Annotated in this window: 13 protein-coding genes and 1 pseudogene; 9 read left to right on the top strand and 5 right to left on the bottom strand. The window is 69.9% G+C overall.

The window, feature by feature from the left end:
* Position 1: 1 nt before the first annotated feature.
* The 4 genes from Q9R22_RS06090 (at position 2) to Q9R22_RS06075 (ending at position 7,386) form a co-directional block, all read left to right on the top strand.
* Positions 2–841, top strand: coding sequence for a DUF4232 domain-containing protein (locus Q9R22_RS06090; RefSeq protein ID WP_131332255.1), 840 nt, complete (start codon positions 2–4; stop codon positions 839–841).
* Positions 831–5,831: a DEAD/DEAH box helicase gene (locus Q9R22_RS06085; protein WP_311254124.1), complete on the top strand. Its 5,001-nt coding sequence runs from the start codon at positions 831–833 to the stop codon at positions 5,829–5,831. The genes Q9R22_RS06090 and Q9R22_RS06085 overlap by 11 nt, the downstream gene beginning before the upstream one ends.
* A 24-nt stretch (positions 5,832–5,855) precedes the next feature.
* Positions 5,856–6,059: a hypothetical protein gene (locus Q9R22_RS06080; protein ID WP_064846562.1), complete on the top strand. Its 204-nt coding sequence runs from the start codon at positions 5,856–5,858 to the stop codon at positions 6,057–6,059.
* Positions 6,060–6,279: 220 nt separating this feature from the next.
* Positions 6,280–7,386 (top strand): DNA-formamidopyrimidine glycosylase family protein, encoded by a 1,107-nt coding sequence (locus Q9R22_RS06075; RefSeq protein ID WP_131332253.1) that lies wholly within the window; start codon positions 6,280–6,282, stop codon positions 7,384–7,386.
* 110 nt (positions 7,387–7,496) lie between these two features.
* On the opposite strand, the gene Q9R22_RS06070 is transcribed toward Q9R22_RS06075, so the two are convergent.
* Entirely contained in the window at positions 7,497–8,516 is a 1,020-nt protein-coding gene (locus Q9R22_RS06070) for a CAP domain-containing protein (protein WP_131332252.1), read from the bottom strand.
* A gap of 274 nt (positions 8,517–8,790) precedes the next feature.
* Positions 8,791–9,777 (bottom strand): pseudouridine synthase, encoded by a 987-nt coding sequence (locus Q9R22_RS06065; protein ID WP_242670567.1) that lies wholly within the window; start codon positions 9,775–9,777, stop codon positions 8,791–8,793.
* A 75-nt stretch (positions 9,778–9,852) separates the two neighbouring features.
* On the opposite strand from Q9R22_RS06065, the gene idi reads away from it, so the two are divergent.
* Positions 9,853–10,395: an isopentenyl-diphosphate Delta-isomerase gene (gene idi / locus Q9R22_RS06060; RefSeq protein ID WP_311254123.1), complete on the top strand. Its 543-nt coding sequence runs from the start codon at positions 9,853–9,855 to the stop codon at positions 10,393–10,395.
* A 228-nt stretch (positions 10,396–10,623) separates the two neighbouring features.
* Here idi and Q9R22_RS13310 read toward each other — a convergent pair.
* Positions 10,624–10,827, bottom strand: a pseudogene (locus Q9R22_RS13310) (HEPN domain-containing protein); the annotation flags it as partial.
* 876 nt (positions 10,828–11,703) lie between these two features.
* Positions 11,704–12,021 (bottom strand): hypothetical protein, encoded by a 318-nt coding sequence (locus Q9R22_RS06055; protein ID WP_131332251.1) that lies wholly within the window; start codon positions 12,019–12,021, stop codon positions 11,704–11,706.
* 192 nt (positions 12,022–12,213) lie between these two features.
* On the opposite strand from Q9R22_RS06055, the gene Q9R22_RS06050 reads away from it, so the two are divergent.
* Positions 12,214–13,392 (top strand): glycoside hydrolase family 76 protein, encoded by a 1,179-nt coding sequence (locus Q9R22_RS06050; protein WP_131332250.1) that lies wholly within the window; start codon positions 12,214–12,216, stop codon positions 13,390–13,392.
* 62 nt (positions 13,393–13,454) lie between these two features.
* Complete coding sequence (locus tag Q9R22_RS06045) at positions 13,455–13,997, top strand: NUDIX hydrolase family protein (RefSeq protein WP_131332249.1); 543 nt, start codon at positions 13,455–13,457, stop codon at positions 13,995–13,997.
* Positions 13,998–14,023: 26 nt separating this feature from the next.
* Here Q9R22_RS06045 and Q9R22_RS06040 read toward each other — a convergent pair whose 3' ends face one another.
* Positions 14,024–14,506, bottom strand: a complete 483-nt coding sequence (locus Q9R22_RS06040) for a hypothetical protein (RefSeq protein ID WP_131332248.1) — start codon at positions 14,504–14,506, stop codon at positions 14,024–14,026.
* Between the two features lie 57 nt (positions 14,507–14,563).
* Between Q9R22_RS06040 and tgt the strand changes: the two genes are divergently transcribed.
* Positions 14,564–15,874, top strand: coding sequence for a tRNA guanosine(34) transglycosylase Tgt (gene tgt / locus Q9R22_RS06035; protein ID WP_131332247.1), 1,311 nt, complete (start codon positions 14,564–14,566; stop codon positions 15,872–15,874).
* Positions 15,871–16,731, top strand: coding sequence for an MBL fold metallo-hydrolase (locus tag Q9R22_RS06030; protein WP_131332246.1), 861 nt, complete (start codon positions 15,871–15,873; stop codon positions 16,729–16,731). Before tgt ends, Q9R22_RS06030 begins: the two co-directional genes overlap by 4 nt.
* The last annotated feature ends 43 nt before the right edge of the window (positions 16,732–16,774 follow it).

Here is a 16,774-nt window from a genome sequence, read left to right as displayed (position 1 = left end):
CATGAGGAGTCACTTGCCCGTCCCCCGGGGCACCCACACCGTCACCCGTCCGTTGCTCGCGGCCACCGCGCTGAGCGCTCTCATGGTCCTCTCGGCCTGCGGTTCCTCGGACGGCGCCTCGTCCGAGGAGCAGAACACCGCACCCGCCGGCGCCTCCGTCTCCGCGAGCGCCACGGCGTCCCCGAGCGCCTCGTCCATGTCCCCGAGCCCGTCGGCCAGCCGGTCCGCGAGCCCGTCCGCGAGCCCCGAGGCCACCGAGGCCACCGAGGCCACGGAAGCCACAGACGCCGCGGCGTCCGGTGGACAGGAGGGGCAGGCCGCGGAGTCGGCGCAGCCGTCCGCCGAGCCCGATCGCCTCGCGTCCGCTCCCGAGCTGGGCATGCCCACTGCGAGCCCGTTCGACCAGGCGAAGGCGGATGCCCAGCGCGCCGGCGGCACGTGCAGTGCCGGGCAGCTCTCCGGATCGCTCACGCCGCAGCAGGGCGCGGCGGGTTCGGTCATTGCGTCCCTCACGCTCACCAACAACGGCTCCGCACCGTGCACCCTGAGCGGCTACCCGGGTATGTCCTTCGTGGACGCGAACGGTGCTCCCGTGGGTGCGCCGGCCTCCCGGGACGCCTCGGGTGCGGGCACCGTGACCCTACAGCCCGGCGCGTCCGCGAGCGCCGGGGTGCGGATCACCCAGCCCGGTGTGATCGGTCAGGTGTGCAACCCGCACCAGGCCGCGGGCGTACGCGTGTACCCGCCGGACAGCTACGAGTCGCTCGTGGTGCCCTACTCGGGTCAGGCGTGCGGCAACCCCAAGGTCTCCCAGTTGCAGGTCAAGGGTTTTGGGTCCTGACCCCGTCCTGAACCTTTTCTCCCCCGCGACCGCGCAGTGGTTCGACGCCGCGTTCAGCGGGCCCACGGCGGCCCAGCGCGGCGCGTGGGAAGCCATCTCGGCGGGCCGCCACGCTCTCGTGGTGGCCCCCACCGGTTCCGGTAAGACGCTCGCGGCGTTCCTGTGGTCGATCGACCGCTTGCTGACCAACAAGAAGGCGGACGGGTCCGACGACGCGGAGGACCGCACCTCGGTGCTCTACATCTCCCCGCTCAAGGCCCTGGGCATGGACGTGGAACGCAACCTGCGCGCACCGCTGATCGGGATCACCCAGGCCGCCAAGGCCGCCGGCGGGGAGCCCCCGGAGATCTCGGTGGGTGTGCGCTCAGGTGACACCCCGCAGGCGATCCGCCGCGCCCTGTTGGCGCATCCCCCGGACGTGCTCATCACGACCCCGGAATCGCTGTACCTCATGCTCACCTCCAAGGCGCGGGAGACCCTGCGCCACGTGAACACCGTGATCATCGACGAGGTGCACGCGGTGGCCGGGACCAAACGCGGGGCGCACCTGGCGGTGAGCCTCGAACGCCTCGACGACCTCATGGAACGTCCCGCCCAACGGATTGGGCTCTCCGCGACCGTGGAACCCGTGGACACCGTGGCCGGATTCCTGGGCGGCTCCCAGCCCGTGGACGTGGTGCGCCCGCCCTCCGAGAAGGACTGGGACCTCACGGTGTCCGTGCCCATCCCGGACATGACCGTGTTGGGCGGGGCGGCGGCGTCGCCGTCGTCCGGGGACCTGGACGGCAACCTGGAGGCGTCCGACTACCAGGCCACCGCGTCCATCTGGCCCCACGTGGAGGAACGGATCGTGGACCTCGTGGAGGCGCACCGTTCCACAATCGTGTTCGCGAACTCGCGTGGCCTCTCGGAGAAACTCACTGCGCGACTCAACGAGATCCACGAGTTCCGGCTCGCCAACGCCGCGGAAGAGAGCCCCGCAGATTTGGACGGTGGCGATCCCGTGGCGCTGGGTGATGCGCTCTCCGACCTCCTGGACGGCGCCGCCGCGCAGGCCGACGACGCCGCGCGCAGCGAGGGCGCGGTCAGCGCTTCTCGGGCCCGCGACTCCGCCCCCGCGGACATCCCCCGCCAGCACAACCGCCACGAGGGCGCGTCCCCGGTGCTCGCGCGCGCCCACCACGGCTCGGTGTCCAAGGACCAGCGCGGTCTGATCGAGGAGGACCTGAAGACCGGGCGGTTGCGGTGCGTGGTGGCCACCTCCTCCCTGGAGCTCGGGATCGACATGGGCCACGTGGACCTGGTGATCCAGATCGAGTCCCCGCCTTCGGCGGCGTCCGGTTTGCAGCGCGTGGGCCGCGCGGGCCACCAGGTGGGCGAGGTCTCGATCGGGCGGATCTACCCCAAGCACCGCGGGGACGTGCGGGACGCGGCGGTGATCGCTGAGCAGATGCTCGCGGGGCACCTGGAACCGCTGTCCGTGCCCACCAACCCCCTGGACATCCTGGCCCAGCAGACGGTCTCGGCGGTTGCCGCGGAGGACGTGGACGTGGAGAGCTGGTACGACACCCTGCGCCGCAGCGCCCCGTTCCGTTCGCTGCCGCGCTCCGCGTACGACGCCGTGCTGGACCTGCTCGCCGGGCGGTACCCGTCCGACGAGTTCGCCCAGTTGCGGCCCCGGCTGGTGTGGGACCGCGAGACCGGGACCCTGCAGGCCCGCCCCGGTGCCCTGCGGCTCGCAGTCACGAGCGGTGGCACCATCCCGGACCGCGGCCTGTTCCCCGTGTTCCTCGTGGGCGAGCAGGACAGCAAGTCCCCCAAGCGCGTGGGTGAGCTGGACGAGGAGATGGTCTACGAGTCCCGCGTGGGGGACATCATCGCCCTGGGTGCCTCGAGTTGGCGCATCGAGGAGATCACGCACAACCGGGTGGTCGTGGCCCCGGCCCCGGGCGTGCCCGGCAAGCTCCCGTTCTGGCACGGGGACGGTCTGGGCCGGCCCGTGGAACTGGGTCGTGCCACGGGTCGGTTCACCCGTGAACTCGCCGGTGCCCAGGACACCGAGGCCCGCGAGCGCCTGGCCGCCTCCGGCTTGGACGAATGGGCCCGGGACAACCTCATGGCCTACCTCTCCGAACAGCGGGAGGCCACGGAACACGTCCCGGACGATCGCACGCTCGTGGTCGAGCGGTTCCGGGACGAACTCGGGGACTGGCGCGTGGTGTTGCACAGCCCGTTCGGCACCCCCGTGCACGGCCCGTGGGCGCTCGCGGTGCGCGCCCGGTTGGACGAGCGCTGGGGTCTGGATGCCAGTGCCCAGGCCGCGGACGACGGCATCGTGCTGCGCGTCCCCGCCACGGACGAGGAACCGCCCGGGGCGGAGCTGTTCCTTTTCGACCCGGACGAGCTCGAGCGCACCGTGACCGAGGAGGTGGGCGGCTCGGCGCTGTTCGCGTCCCGGTTCCGGGAGAACGCCGCGCGTGCCCTGCTGCTGCCGCGGGCGGATCCCGGTAAGCGCACGCCCCTGTGGCAGCAGCGTCAGCGCTCCGCCCAGTTGCTGGACGTAGCCCGCAAGTACCCGCAGTTCCCGGTGATCCTCGAGACCGTGCGCGAATGCCTGCAGGACGTGTACGACGTCCCCGCGCTGCTGCAATTGCAGCGCGATCTGGCCGGGCGCAAACTGCGCATGGTCGAGACCACCACGGACACCCCCTCCCCCTTCGCGCGCACCCTGCTGTTCGGGTACGTGGCCCAGTTCCTGTATGAGGGCGATTCGCCCCTGGCCGAGCGCAAGGCCGCGGCCCTGTCCCTGGACCCCTCCCTGCTCAACGAGCTGCTCGGTCGCGCCGAGCTGCGCGAGCTGCTGGATCTCGAGGTCATCGAGACCACGGTCCTGCAGTTGCAGCGCCTCGCGCCGGACCGTCGGTTGCGCGGCGTGGAGGGCGCGGCGGACCTCCTGCGCCTGCTCGGTCCCATGACGGCCGACGACGCCGCACTGCGCTTGCGCGCGGAAGCCACCGCAGCGGCGTCGCCCCCCGCGCAGAGCGCGCCGGAGACCCCCGATGCCCCGGAAACCGACGACACCGAGGATGTCGACGCGGCCGAGGACGTGGCCCCCGAGTACCAACCCATCAGCGCGGACGCCGCCCGCGAGCTGCTGGACACCCTGGTGTCCACGAACCGGGCGATCGTCCTGCGCGTGGGTGGGCGCGAGGTCTACTGCGCGGTGGAGGACGCCGCGCGGATGCGGGACGCCCTGGGCCAGCCCTTGCCCATGGGTGTGCCCCTGGCGTTCCTGGAACCGGTCGCGGATCCCGTGGGGGACCTCGTGTCCCGGTACGCGCGCACCCACGGTCCGTTCAGCGTGGCGGAGGCCGCGCAGGCCCTGAGCCTGGGGCCCGCCGTGGTCGAGACCGCGCTGCGCTCGCTCGCTAAGCAGCGGCGCGTGAGCGAGGGGGCGTTCCGCCCGAGCGGGGACCCCGCGGCGTCGGAGTCGGAATGGTGCGACGTGGAGGTGCTGCGGACCCTGCGCCGCCGTTCCCTGGCCGCCCTGCGCGCGGACGTGGAACCCGTGGACCCGCAGGTATACGCCACCTTCCTGCCCGCGTGGCAGCACGCCGTCCCGGGGCACCAGTTGCGCGGGTTGGACGGGGTGCTCACGGTGATCGACCAGTTGGCCGGGGTGCCCGTGCCCGCGTCCGCGTGGGAACCGCTCGTGCTCGCGCAGCGCGTGGTGGACTACCGGCCCGCGATGCTGGACGAGCTCATGGCCGCGGGCGAGGTGCTCTTCTCGGGCGCGGGGTCCCTGGGCGGTGAGGACGGGTGGGTCGCGTTCCACCTGGCCGAGTCCGCGGAGCTGTCCCTGCCGCCCGTGCCGCAGCTTGAGGCCGCCGCCGAGGCCCTGGACTCCACACTGGAACGTGAACTGCTCGCCGTGCTGCGGGCCGGTGGGGCGTACTTCGCGTGGCAGCTCATCCAGCCGCTCGCCGAGGCGGGCGTGTCCGTGGACATGGCCCAGCTGCGCACTGCGCTGTGGAACCTGCTGTGGGCGGGGCTCATCACCAATGACACCTACGCCCCGGTGCGCGCACTCGTCTCGGGCGGGCACTCCGCGCACAAGACGCCCAAGCGCCCGGGCCGTTCCCGTACGGCCGGGCGGCGCGGCGCCGCGCGGTTGCGGGCCGCGTCCCGCGGCCCCGGCGGTGTGGATCCGGCGGCGTCCGCGTCCGGCGACGGCGCTCGCGTCGTTCGCGCCGCGGGGGGCGGTGAGGACCGTGTCACGGCCGGGCGCTGGTCCGTGCTGCGCCCCGAACCGCTCAACCCCACCGTGCGGGCGCAGGCCCAAGCGGAGCTGTTGCTGGACCGCTACGGCATCCTCACGCGCGGTCCCGTGGCGGTGGAGGACGTCCCCGGCGGGTTCTCCACCGTCTACAAGGTCCTGCGCGCACTCGAGGACGCGGGCCGCGCGCGGCGCGGGTACTTCATCGAGGGCCTCGGCGCCGCCCAGTTCACGCAACCCGCGACGGTTGACGTGCTGCGCAGTTTCACGGACGACGACGCCGCTCGCAAGGCCGAACCCCGCGTCCTCGCCCTCGCGGCCACGGACCCCGCCAACCCCTACGGTGCCGCGCTGGACTGGCCGGAAGCGGTGGCTCTCGAATCCAGCACCAAGCACCGCCCGGGGCGCAAGGCCGGTGCCGTGGTGGTGCTCGTGGACGGGGCGCTGATCCTCTACCTGGAACGTGGCGGGAAGACCGCGCTCGCGTTCGTGTCAGACCCGGCCCTGCTGCGCCTCGCGGCGGAGGCCGTGGCCGAGCTCGTGCAGCGCAGGGCCATGGACTCGCTCGTGGTCGAGAAGGTCAACGGCGACTCGGTGCTCTCCTCCGAGGACCTCGTGACCGCGGTCCGGGACGGTCTGCTGGCGGGCGGCTTCTACCAGACCCCGCGCAGCGTGCGGATGCGGGCTCCCGTGGGCGGGGGCAGGTCCGGCTGATACCACTTTGATACCTTGAGGGGCATGGCGATGACTTTGCGGCTGACCGAGGACGACGAACTCGCTCTCGCCGCCCTGGCCGAAGCGGACGGCATCAGCCGTCAGGAAGCCACGATCCGAGCCATCCACGAAGTTGCGGCCCGGAGAGGTCACGAGCGGCAGGTGACCGAAGCGTCGGCGCGTGCACGTGCACGCTATGCCGATGTGTTGGACCGGCTCGGGCGGTGACGCGGTACCTCACGACCGAGGACCTACTCGTGGTGATCAACGATCTCGGAGTCGGCCCATTGCGCGATGTGGGGTTGCTGGAGGCCACGGCGAGTGGCCGAGCCGATCTCCATGATGTCGCCGCAATGCTGCGACGGTGGCACTGACGCCACAGCTGCGAACTGCCGCCGAGCCCACTCCCGTTCGACACTGAACACCCCACCCTACCTAGGAGGCCCAGGTGCCTGAAGGTGATTCCGTCTACCGCCAGTGCAAGATGCTGCGCGAGGCGCTGGAGGGGTCCGTGATCGTGAGCTCGGACTTCCGGGTGCCCTCACTCGCCACATCGGACGTGTCCGGGCGCACGGTCGTGGCCGTGGTGCCGCGGGGGAAGCACATCCTCATCCGACTCTCCCAGGCCCCCGATGCGGCCGAGCTGAGATCCGGGGCCGAGCCCCTCACCCTACATTCCCACCTCATGATGGACGGCACGTGGCGAGTCTTCGACCGGGAACCGGCGGGGGGCGCCACAACCGGCTCCGGCGGGGAACCACGAGCGGCACGCAGCAAAGGTGATGCTCCGGCCGGAAGCGGGCGAGCGGCGTCGTCGTCACGAGCAAGGAACGGAATGCGCACGAGCCGACCCGGGGCGAGTCCCTACCGACCGCGGGGGCAGGCCCGGCGGGGCGGCAGCGTGCGATCGCGTGCGGAGGCGAGGACCCGGCTCAGCGCGGACGTGGCGATCGGGCAGGGCTCGCACACCATCCGTGCGATCCTGCGCACCGAGGACGTGGAGGCCGTGGGTTTCGACGTCAAGGACGTCCGATTGGTGCCTACCCGCCTGGAGGACGAGCAACTCGTGGGGTACCTGGGCCCGGACATCCTCGGACCGGACTGGGACCTGGAGAAGGCCCTCGAGCGGCTGGGTGCGCAACCGGACCGGGCGATCGGCACCGCGCTCATGGATCAGCGCAACCTCGCGGGGATCGGCAACGTGTACCGCGTGGAGGTGCTGTTCATGTCGCGCACCCATCCATGGGTCACGGTCGGCTCCCTGCCGGAGGGCAAGCTGCGCGAGATCGTGACGCTCGCGCACAAGCTGCTGCACCTGAACAAGGACCGCTCGATGCGCTCGACCGTGGGGCAGGCACCGCAGGGGCGCCCCCTGTTCTGGGCGTACGGCAAGGACGGCCAACCGTGTCCCCGGTGCGGCGCGGTGCTGCGGCGCGGAGAGATCGACGACGCTCTGCTCACCGTCCCCGCGCCGGACGGCACCACGACGGCGCCGGGCACCGCAGTGCAGCACCCGCGCAAGATCGTGTGGTGCCCGCGCTGCCAGAGCGAGTGACGGGCTGACGAAAAGGGAATCGGCTGCGGGGTGCGCCCGGGCCTGTCAGGACCGGAACGCACCCCGTGCGCGCGCCGTCGGCGAATCCGGACGTTCCGGTTCGTGGTGCGTCAGCGGGTGACCCAGGTCTTGCCCGTGACCGAGGACCAATGGACGGTGTAGCCCTTGGAGAAGCGTTGGCGCATCTCGGAGCCCACGCGGTACTCCTCGGTGACGGGGTAGCCCCACCCTCGCTCGAAGCCGGCGGCCTTCCAGCGCTTGCCGATCACGCCGGTCTCCTTGATCACGTGCGCGCCGGAGGACGGGGACCACATGAACTTGTACTGGGCACCGCCCGCGGCCCTGAAGTTCTGGTACACGCCGCCGTTGACCAGGCCGCCGCGTTCGTTCATGGTCGGATAGCCGAACTTGGCCGCGCCACCCAGTGCTTGGTACCGGCTCTTGATGCCGCCCTTGACCGTGTAGGCCGGGGGTGCCACGGGCTTCGCGGCCACGGTGTCGGCCTGCGGGCGCGGCGCTGCCGCAGTGACCGTGCGGGTGACGTCCGAGGGACCGCTGCCGGCCGGGTAGCCGTAGGAATCCACGGTGCCCACCAGGCGCCAGCCCTCGCCCGTGCCGGACAACCGGCCGTCCACGTAGGTCAGTCCGATCCCCACGACCTGCATCCGGGGGTCCGTGAGGACCTTGTTGTGCGCGTGGGAGCCCTTCCACCAGTTCATGAGGTCGGGAACCGAGTTCTGCCACGACAGCGCGTGGATCTCCCCCGCCGCGTTGTACCCGGCGGCCCGGCGGTCCGTGAGGAACAGGTTGCTGTGGTCGATGACCTCTTCCTTGACCAGTCGGTCGGACTGGCTCTGGGCAATGCCGGACAGCGACTTGGAGTACTTCACCGGGGCCAAGCCCTTGGATGCCCGGTGTTGGTTGATCAGGTTCAGGAGCTTCTGGGCGTCCGCCGCCCGCGTGCTGCTGGACACGGACACGATGTCGGAGGGTGCGGCCTGCGCGGGGGTGCCGGTGAACAGGCCCCCGCTCAGGATCATGAGAGCCGCAGTGATGGTCGCGGCCAGGTTCGAGAAGGCTCGTCGGGTCGGGGAGTACCCGTCGATGGCAGGAATGCGGTGATGTGACATGGGGACCATTTCGTCGTTGGGCGCACGCGCCCGCACCTCCGTGGCATGACACCACGAGGGTGTGACAGACGTACGCGCTGTGGGGGGACAGCTCGTGGTGGCATGTGCCAACCGACTCGGGGCTGCGTGTACGACAACCCCTGTACGGGCCCAATGAGGGGGGAAGACCCGCTGATAAGGGTACCCCGGGGTAGCCGGGTTTTGGTGTGTGACATCACACTCGGTCGGAACGTTTCGGCATCCTTCGACGGATGGTCAACTTTGCCCTTGCAGGTCAATGTGTCAGAAGTTCGCTGGGCGCCCCGGATCGACGAGCCGTGTGGGCGCTGGGTGACAGACGTGAGTTCACGGTGATCATCTCACCCGTCATGGGATGGGTGAAGGTCAAGGAGCGGGCGATCAACTGCATAGGGTTGTCCGGATCCTCCACGTCGAAATCGTCCAGCGGTACCGGGTACAACTTGTCCCCGCGTAATGGGAGGCCCAACGAGTTCATGTGCACCCGGATCTGATGGGTGCGCCCGGTCAGCGGAGCGATCTCGTAGCAACCCCACTGCCCCGCGTCATCGGTGAAGCGTTCGAGCAGGCGGATGTCCGTGACGGCGTTGACGTCACCCGGTTCCTCGAAGGCCTGCACGACTCCCTGGATCTTGCGGATCCGGGACTCCACGCGCACCGGCTCCTTCCCCACCCGATCATTGACGCGGGCCACGGCCCAATAGGTCTTGGTCACCGTGCGCTCCTGGAACATGCGGTGGAACACCCCGCGGTCCGCCGCGTGCTTGCTCAGCAGCAGCACCCCGCCCGTGGAGCGGTCCAGCCGGTGCACGGCGGAGATCTCGTCGTTGTGGAACTGGCACCGCGCAGCCACCACCACGGAGCGGCGGACGTTCTCGCCCTTCGGAGTGCTGCACAGCCCGTGCGGTTTGTCCACCGCCAGGATCCATTCGTCCTCGTACAGCACGTCGAGGGTGATGGGCGCGGCGTCGTCGTCCGGGACCGGGCGGTGGAACCATACCGAGGCCCCCGCTTCGTAAGGGGTGGCCGGGGTGACGACGGCGCCGTCGTCCCCGCGGACACGACCGGCGGCGACCTCGTGGGCGAACCACGCGGCGTCGTCCGGGAAACGCTGCTGGACGTAGTCCGCGGCCGTGGTCGGGAGACCGTCCAGAGCCCGCAAGACCGGGTCCGGGGAACCCGGGCCGGGCATCCGGACCCGCGCGGGCCCCACGCCGCGCGCCGTGGGTAGCGGAGGGTTCACGCGTCGTCTCACTGCGTGTCCGATCCGGCGGTTACCATGGCCTGGAACCTAACACATGACCGTGAGGCGGCCTACGTGAGCGAGCACACCAGCCCGGAGCGCGTGGTGCTCCTGGACGATCAACACCAACCCACCGGAACGGCCCTGAAATCCACGGTTCACACCGAGGACACCCCCCTGCACCTGGCGTTCTCGTGCCACGTGCTCAACTCCCGCGGCCGGGTCCTGGTGACCCGCCGCGCGCTCGGCAAGCGCACGTGGCCCGGCGTATGGTCCAACAGTTTCTGCGGTCACCCGGGCCCGGACGAGTCCTTCGAGGACGCCGTCGCCCGCCGTGCCCAGCAGGAACTCGGCCTGGAGATCCGCAACCTCACCGTGGTGCTGCCCGAGTTCCGCTATCGCGCCACGGACGCCTCCGGGGTCGTTGAGAATGAGTTCTGCCCGGTGTTCATTGCCGTCGCCGACGACGATCCCCGTCCCGCCGAGTCCGAGGTCGCCGAGTACTCGTGGGCCGCCCCCCACGACCTCGTGGCCGCGGTGGAGAGCGCCCCGTTCGCGTTCAGCCCGTGGCTCGCGGACCAGATCCGCGAACCCGTGCTGCGGGAGGCGCTGGGCTGAGGGCCCAGGTTCACCACCCTGGATCGGGTCACCTTTGGCCGTTGTGTGTTGATCGTCCCTCGGGTCATTCGGGGCGTAGAAATCTGGCATCAGTGTTCTTCTCCAGTGCACCAAATTACCTCCACGCTCGGTGAGTGGGATCGACTCCACCAGCTTCTCCGGGGAGCACCCGACATACACGAGGCAACGGGAGGCCACCAAGACGATCAGCGAGGTAGAAAGCACAAGGTTTTTCCTGAGCTGGGTCTGCTTCTCCAGGCCATGGGCGTAGTTGTTCCGCAGGCTCTTCACTTCTCTCTTCCACAGGTCGTGTGCCCCGGCAGCCGTCCCACAGATTATCGGCACCAGTGGCTGTACATCGTCCAAGATGTCCTGGACACGCTGCTCAAGTGTGGGCTCTCCCAACTGGCTATTGAGGACACGATTTTTCAGGGTGGAGGCTATGAGATCGTCTATTTCCCCTTCATCCTTGGCCCTCGCGATGATGTCCCCGATGGCGCGACGGGCCTTTTTCTTGAGCTTTTGTCAGGGCACCGGTTTTCCCAGAGTGAAGCTTGCGGTGTAGCCCCCTCCAGCGACATGACCATCGTGGAGAAGTCTGCGTCCACGAACCGTTCGCCATGCGTGCCACGAGCTAGAACATTCGCTGTCAGTTCAGGAGCCCGCCCCAGTTCTGGACGTCGTTCCAGCCAGGCAGCAATGAGCTCGACGTCAGACTCGCCCCTCCGAGCGGCCATGCCGTCATGACGTTGATCGTCTAGGGGATTTTCAACCATCCAACCGTCGACCTCCAACGGCCGCTCGGGCCCTCCTGCGATCCTCACTCGGTACCGGTCGACCACAGCCCGGTTCATGCGCAGCAAGGAGAAGAACTCCTACAGGTGGACAGCAAAGCATTGAGTCACTTCTTGTAGCGGCATCGGTTCACGGCCCGTCCACTCCAGCTGTGTCCGCCTGACCAAAAATTTTTGGTGAGCTTCGAATCGTCGCTCACCAGGAAAGGTGAGTCGCACTGTTCCGGGCAGCGGTCCGGCCACCGGCGCGACCAAGTTGTCGAACCCCTGCCGTTCCTCAGCTTGGTCAGAAGTGCTCTCCAGGGACGCGATCGGAGCTTGCGCCCAGGCCTCCAATCCGCTCAGATGCACAAACAGACAAAGTGGGGTGATCTGGGTCGATGCCATACACGAGCTCGCGCACCACGCGCCTATTCCACCCGCAAGTGATCACTCCTCGTGCATTTACTGGGGCCATGCCGAGCACTCGGCCCCGACGGTCGTCCCTGCCTGCCGGCGATGGCCGCACTGAGAGCTAGTCGGCGGGGCGGCGTCGTCGACCGACGAGCCAGCCGGCGCAGAACGCCCAGAGAAGTAGGCCGACCAGGAGACTGACCCACCCCGCGATGGCCGCCGGCGGGAAGAGCGACGACCAGGGATTCTCGCCGAGGGGAGCATACGTTTCCTCGCTCAAGGGGGCGCATGCGAACCACCCGAACGTCAGGGTGGGCGGGTTGGACACCACCAGCAGGGCTCCGCCGAGAACCAGGACCACACCCAAGGACATCAGCACCACCAACCAACGGGGCAGGCGGCGTTGGGAGCGAGATGTCGGGGAATCGATGGGGCCCATGAAGCGAGTGTATGGGGAGGTGCTCAGGGATCCGCGCACGCCCCGACGCGAATTCCTGGTGGAGTAAAAGCACCCCACCACGGGGAAAAGCTGCGATAACTCAGAAAAGGCAGCGGGGGCACCGGGCGAGCCGCAGCAGCACCGGGCGATAAACTCCTCACACACCCCACCCGTCCTCCCAGGAGCCCCGCGATGTCCGAATCCCCCGCCCACCGCGCCGCGAAGGCCGCGCACTCCGTGGACCACCTGTTCGGTGCGCGGGCGCTGCGCGTGCCGGGCACGTACCTGGGGGCTGTCGCGTTCCCGCGCCCGTGGCGGGGGCCGTGGCACTACTGGTGGCAGGCCCATTTGCTGGACGCGTTCGTGGACGCCGCGGCCCGCGAGCGCCACGCCGGCAACCAGGACACCGCTGAGCTGGCCCGCTCCCGCGCGCACCGGTTGCTGCGGGGCATCGCCGTGCACAGCGGCGGGCGGGTGACCAACAACGTGTTCTTCGACGACATGGCCTGGCTGACCCTCGCCCTGGGGCGCCTGCGTGACGAGGACCTCGCCGCCACGGGCCGCACATCGCGCGCGGTGCAGGACGACGGCGCCGCTCTGGCCACGCGCCTCGCCTCCGGTTGCGACGACACCATGGGCGGCGGTGCGTGGTGGAACACCACGCGGGACTACAAGAACACGGCGTCCACCGCCCCGGTGGCGCTGACATTCCTACGCATGCACCGCACTGCCGAGGCTCGCGCACTGCTCACGTGGTTGTTCGACACCCTCTTCGACGCCGAGCGCGGCGTGTTCCTGGACGGCATCCGCATGGCCGCGGCGGGCTCCGGGAAGGAGATCACGTCCGTGGACCCGCACGTCTACACCTACAACAGCGGCCCGGCCCTCGGTGCGGCCCTCGAGCTCGCGGAGGTCACCGCGGACCCCGCCGAGCGCGCGCTGTGGCTCGACCGGGCGGCACGGCTCGTCCACGGCGCGGCCCGGGAGTTCACGGTCCTCGGCCCCCACGGTGCACCCGTGTTGCGCGGCCAGGGCGGCGGTGACGCCGGGCTGTTCACGGGCATCCTGGTGCGCTACCTGGGCGAAGCCGCGTCGTCGTCGTTGCTGGACGACGACGCTCGGGCCACCGCCCGCGCGCTCGTCACCGACACCGCGGACGCCTTGTGGGACGGGCGTCGGGAATTCGATCCGAACGAGGACTTCACGGTGCCCGCCGCGGTGCGAGCGGTGGGCGAGACGGTCGCGGTGTTCTCCCCCGAACCGGCGCAGCACGCGAACCAGGCGCAGCGGGCCGGCGCCCCGGTGGAACTCAGCACGCAGGTGCAGGCGTGGACCGTACTGGAAGCCGCCGCGCGTTCGGCTGATCGCTGAACTCGGCCGCTGACGCCGCGGATTCCTGGCCTGCGGGGGCGTCACGACGGTAGAAACGAACCATGAGTTCAGTACGCACCCCGGACCCCAACCCTGGCTGGCTCAGCGAGGACGACCTCAATCGTGCCCGCGCGTCCCTGCCGATCGTGTACGTACAGGCCATCCCCGTGCGCCTGGACCCGCTCGGTTGCCTGTCCGAGATCGGGTTGTTGCTCACGCCCAACGACGAGGGCCGCATGGTGCGCACGTTCGTCTCGGGACGCGTGATGTACCGCGAGACGGTGCGCGCGGCGCTGCTGCGTCACCTCGAGAAGGACCTGGGACCGCTCGCCATGCCGCAGATGCCGTCCACCACGGTCCCGTTCGCGGTGTCCGAGTTCTTCCCGTCCCCGTCCGAGACCGGGCTGACCGACGACCGGCAGCACGCGGTGGCGCTGAGCTACATCGTCCCCGTGCGCGGTGAGTGCGAGCCCCGTCAGGACGCCCTGCAGTTGTCGTGGATGACCCCGGACGAGGCGCTGTCCACGGATGTCCAGGACGAGTTCGAGGGCGGGCGCGAGGACCTCATCCGCCAGGCGGTCGCCCACGCGGGATGGGGCCGCTGAACAGCGGATGATCTGCCCGGAGGGCGTCACGTGCCCCCGTTGGCCGCTTGCCGCATGAGCGGGATCGCCTGGGTGTCCGCCGCGACCATGGCCCAGTAGCTGTGGGACAGCCCGCTGAGGCTGCCCAGGATGCCGGCCACACCCGTGGCCAGGAAAAACCGACCGCCGTGGGCCCGCGGCTGTCCCGTGGTCAGCCCATGATGCTCCGGGACGGGCACCACCGGTTCCGACGCCCCCAGGTTGGACAGCAACACACCGAGCATCACGCATGCTGTGATGAGAACCCCCGCCTGGGTCTGGTGCGTGAACCGCGCGCGGATGGGCTCGTTGCGCGCGTAGATGGAGGTGAAGGCACCGAATGCCGCGTAGATCGCCAGATCCGTCCGCCCGACGACCAGCAGGAACAACAGGGGCAGGGCGATGCGGCCGGGACGTGGTTGCGCTGGGGCGGTGGGACCCTGAAGAATTCTGTGACCTGACTCACCGGATTGCGCTCGTTCTTTCGGCATCGGGTGCAGGGGACACCACATTGTCTCTCGCTTTCGCGCAACCGGCACAATGGTGTGGTGTCCAGCACCGAATCCCCCTCCCCGTTCACCTTCCGGCTCCACACGCGCCTGCGTGATTCTCCCGTTCCGCAGCAGCGCATCCGGGACAATGGCGGCCAGTTCCAGGCCCGCACGGGCACCATCACCACGCCGCACGGCCCGATCCGTACCCCGGCGTTCATCCCGGTGGCCACGCAGGCCGCCGTGAAGGCCGTGCTCCCGGAGTCCATGGCGGCGGAGGGCGCCCAGGCGATGCTGGCCAACGCGTACCACCTGTTCCTCGAGCCGGGCGACGACATCCTGGAGGCCGCCGGCGGGCTGGGCACCTTCATGAACTGGCCCGGCCCCACGTTCACCGATTCGGGCGGGTTCCAGGTAATGTCCCTGGGTTCGGGGCTCGGCAAGGTCATCGACATGTCCGCGTTCACACCGTCCCCTGGGGGCGCACAGCCCGCCCCCGGGCACAAGCGCATGGCGCGCGTGGACGACGACGGCGTGTGGTTCCGTTCCTACCTCAACGGGGACCTGCACCGGTTCACGCCGGAGGTCTCCATGCGGGTGCAGCACAACATCGGTGCGGACATCATGTTCGCGTTCGACGAGCTCACTACGCTCCACGATTCCCGCGAGTACCAGGAGGACGCCCTGGAACGCACCCGCAAGTGGGCCCTGCGCTGCGTGGCCGAACACTGCCGGCTCACCGAGGCCCGTGCGGACAAGCCCTACCAGGCGCTGTTCGGGGTGATCCAGGGCGCCCAGTACGAGGACCTACGGCGCATGGCCTGCCGGGACCTGGCCGAGATGGGCTTCGACGGGTTCGGGATCGGGGGTGCCCTGGAGAAACGCCAGCTGGGGACCATTGTGCGGTGGTGCACGGAAGAACTGCCCGAGGAGACCCCCAAGCACCTGCTGGGCATCTCCGAACCGGACGACATCTTCACCGCGATCGACAATGGCGTGGACACCTTCGACTGCGTCTCCCCCACTCGCGTGGCCCGCTCGTCGGCCGTCTACTCCCCCGATGGCCGGTTCAACCTCACGAACATCCGCTTCAAGCGCGACTTCACGCCCATCTCGGACACGTGCCCGTGCTACACGTGCGCCCACTACACCCGCGCGTACCTGCGTCACCTGTTCAAGGCCAAGGAGCGCAACGCCGCAACACTCGCGTCCATCCACAACGAGCGCTTCATCCTGGACCTCGTCTCCGGCGCGCGGGACGCCATCGACGCGGGGACGTACTTCGACTACCGTGACGATTTCCTGGCGAGGTACTACGGCGCGCCGTCGACCTCCACTGTTCCTTCCGAAACGGGAGGCCCGCGATGAGCGACCCCAAGCCCGTGCACGCCACCCCAGGTGTCCTGCGCCGCGTGAGCGCGTGCGCCGGCGTGGTGCTCGCGCCCAATCCCGGGCCCATGACCCTCGACGGCACCAACACGTGGATCCTCTCCGCCCCGGGGGACGGCCCGGAGCACCCGAACTACGGCCACCACCCGTCCGCCCAGGGCCGGGGCGAGTGGCCCGGACCGGACGTCGTCGTCGTGGATCCCGGGCCCCTGGACGAGGCGCACCTGCAGGCGGTCGCGGCGACCGGGACCGTGGTGCTGATCCTCGTGACGCACCGCCACGGGGATCACACGGACGGCATCGACCGGCTCCACGAGATCACCGGTGCGCCCGTGCGTGCGGCCCTGCCCGAGTTCTGCCGGGACAGCGGCGAGCCCCTGCGGGACGGCGACTGCATCCTGGCCGCGGGCGTGAGCATCCGCGTGCTGGCCACCCCCGGGCACACCTCCGACTCCGTGTGCTTCCGGTTGCCCCACGACGAGCCGGAGACGGTCATTACCGGGGACACCGTGCTGGGGCGCGGTTCCACCATGATCGACCACCCGGACGGTTCCCTGGGCGACTATCTGCGCTCCCTCGAACTGCTCGGTCAACGCTCGGGCGCCATGGTGCTACCCGCTCACGGCGCACCCCTGCCGGATCTGCAGGAGGTGTGCGAGGAACTCACGGAGCACCGGCTCGAACGCCTGGATCAGGTGCGGGAGATCGTCGCCGGACTCGGCCGCGACGCGAGCGTCGAGGCGATCACGGACGCCGTCTACGCCGACGTCCCCGCCGGGGTACGGCGCGCCGCGGAGCGCTCCATCGCCGCGCAGCTCGCCTACCTGGGGTACTGACCCGGGGGCACCTCGCCTACGTGGGCTCCCGAGCCGGGGGCAC

The sequence above is a fragment of the Kocuria sp. PD6 genome (assembly GCF_031844145.1).
GTDB lineage: Bacteria > Actinomycetota > Actinomycetes > Actinomycetales > Micrococcaceae > Kocuria > Kocuria marina.
Note: the sequence above shows the minus strand (reverse complement) of the source record. Positions and strands in the feature narration are given on the sequence as shown.